Source organism: uncultured Sphingomonas sp., assembly GCF_964244235.1.
GTDB lineage: Bacteria > Pseudomonadota > Alphaproteobacteria > Sphingomonadales > Sphingomonadaceae > Sphingomonas.
In genome coordinates, this window is sequence record NZ_CAXTII010000145.1 from 1 (window position 1) to 2,270 (window position 2,270).

Sequence of the window (2,270 nt, forward strand, 5' to 3'; positions counted from 1 at the left end):
TTAAGACCGGTCCTTCGCCTGCTCGACAAGGCGGCCCCCGCCGGATGGATACGATAGTAATCGCCTTTTCCAATATTCGCTCGCCCGAGCCCGACGCGCTGCCCGTCATGATGACGCACGGCTGGCCGGGCTCGGCGGTCGAGTTCAACAAGGTCGTCGGACCCCCCTCACCGATCCCGTCGCGCACGGCGGCCGGCGCGAGGACGCGCTCCACCTCGTGCTGCCGGCTTTGCCCGGCTGTGGTTTCTCGGACAGGCCGGCCGAGACGGGATGGGGCATCCCCGGCATCGCAGACGCCTGGATCGAGCTGATGTGATGGCTCGACTACGGCGAAATCATGGGGTGCTCATGGCGGGGGTTGGGGTGCCGCCGTCACTCTCACCATCGCGGACAGGGCTCCCGCGGGGTGCATCGGCGATCGCTCAGCCGCGATGGACGGTCTGCCGTGTACCCGACTGTGCCGCGAGTGCCACAGCGTTGATCAGGCGCAAGTTGGACAGGCCGTGGGCGAAATCTGGCGTATGATGCGCTCCCGAGTCAATGTCGCGGGCGAGGCTCGCATAGACCTCGCCAACGTTCAGCGCCGCGTTGAGCAAGCCGCCGGTGACTGAAGCTGCGTCCGGCGCTTCAAACGAGGCGCTCGACGTCAGCGCGAGGTCGCCAGCCTGAACGCCATAGGGATGACCACCCGCCAGCATCATCCAGCCATCGCTGCCCCGCACCTCGAACTCGAAGCGCGCATCTTCAGGCGCGACGCCGCCCATCATCTGCGCCGAGAAAGTCGTGCCCGACGCCGTCTTGCCGATCACGTCGACGAAGTCGGCGACCTCTCGCGTCACCGTCCCGCCGGTGTCGGCGACGGTCGGCGTCGGCCACAGCGTCTCGGTTCGCGCGTCCACCTCGCCGATACCGCCGAGTACCGCCTCAACCATGTCGAGCGTATGCGCCGTCGTGATCGTCAACAGATTGGCGCCCGACGACACTTGCTCGAAATAGAGATAGGGCGAGGCGGTGACCGGGCCGAAGCCCGTCGAGGTGGAGACGATCCGAGCGTAAAGCGGTCTGCCGATCGCTCCCCGAACGATCATCTCCCCCGCGCGGCGGACGGAGGGGTTGAGGCGGCTCTGCAAGCCGATCGCGACGTGGTGCGTGCCGACCCCCGACGCCAGCATCGCTGTCTCGTCGATCGAGCGGCCGAGTGGCGCTTCGCAATAAACCGCCTTGCCGGCGTCCAGCGCGGCGAGGACGAGATCGCGGTGATCGGGCACCTTGACCGCAATGGTGACGATATCGATCCCATCGTCGCGGATCATCGCATAAGGATCCGCGAACCAGCGGCCAGCGCCAAACGTCTCGGCCGCCTCTTTCGCGCTTTCCTCGCGGCGGGTGGCGATGGCCGCCAGTTCTAGATTCGCCAGGCCCTTGATAGCGGGGATATGCGACACCGAAGCCCAGCTCGCTTTGGCATCCGCCCCGACGATCCCTACTCGATATGATTGCTGAGCCATCCTTCTGTCCTTTTCATAACGATCGATAGGGAAATCGCTACCGGCCGTTGCACCTTCGTGTCAACACATTCATAATGACCGATTTGGAAAAGCCATCGATCATGTCCGCGAGCCGAAAAATGGGGCGCCCCTTGTCATTCAAGCGCGAGACGGTGCTGCACGAAGCGATGCTGGCGTTCTGGAAGAACGGCTACGAGACCACCTCGGTGGTCGACCTGACCGCCGCGATGGGCATCAGCGCGCCCAGCCTCTACGCCGCGTTCGGGGACAAAAAGTCGTTATTCCTGGAAGTGGTGGCGCTGTACGCCGGTAGCGACGAGGATCGGGTACGAGCCATCGCCGAAGCGGAAAGCGCCCGGGCGGCGGCGTCCGCCATGCTGATGGCCTGCGCGACTCTTTACACCGGCGAGGCGACCCCGCCCGGCTGCCTGCTCGCCAGTTCGACGGCGAGCGGGTCGGACGCTCACGCGGATACGCGGGCGGCGGTGACGGGTATCCGCGCCCAGGGACGGCAAGCGCTTCGCCGCCGGATCGAGGAGGATGTCGAGGCCGGCATGCTACCGGCGGACACGGACGCGACGGCCCTGTCCGATCTGGTATTCGCGGTTGCGCAGGGAATGTCGACGCTTGCGCGCGATGGTGCTTCGCGTGTCGAACTCGAGGGCATAGCTCGGCGGGCAATGGTCGCGTGGTCATAGACTGTAATGCTAGCATTACAGTTGCGTTCTAGTCTTGATGTGGGCTCTGCGTGCGGCGGCTTGA

3 protein-coding genes are annotated in these 2,270 nt (G+C 65.4%); 2 read left to right on the forward strand and 1 reads right to left on the reverse strand.

Features of this window, described 5'->3' with window-relative positions; all coding sequences use genetic code 11:
* Positions 1-44: 44 nt before the first annotated feature.
* The gene (locus tag ACFE7D_RS14345) at positions 45-311 is read left to right on the forward strand and encodes an epoxide hydrolase N-terminal domain-containing protein (protein WP_375396089.1); all 267 of its coding nucleotides are present in this window, start codon (positions 45-47) and stop codon (positions 309-311) included.
* 111 nt (positions 312-422) lie between these two features.
* Here the strand turns inward: ACFE7D_RS14345 and ACFE7D_RS14350 are convergent, their stop codons facing one another.
* Positions 423-1,508 carry a Gfo/Idh/MocA family protein gene (locus ACFE7D_RS14350; RefSeq protein ID WP_375396087.1) on the reverse strand — a complete coding sequence of 362 codons (1,086 nt, stop codon included), beginning with the start codon at positions 1,506-1,508 and terminating at the stop codon, positions 423-425.
* A 131-nt stretch (positions 1,509-1,639) separates the two neighbouring features.
* Between ACFE7D_RS14350 and ACFE7D_RS14355 the strand changes: the two genes are divergently transcribed.
* Positions 1,640-2,206: a TetR/AcrR family transcriptional regulator gene (locus tag ACFE7D_RS14355; protein ID WP_375396088.1), complete on the forward strand. Its 567-nt coding sequence runs from the start codon at positions 1,640-1,642 to the stop codon at positions 2,204-2,206.
* Positions 2,207-2,270 lie beyond the last annotated feature (64 nt).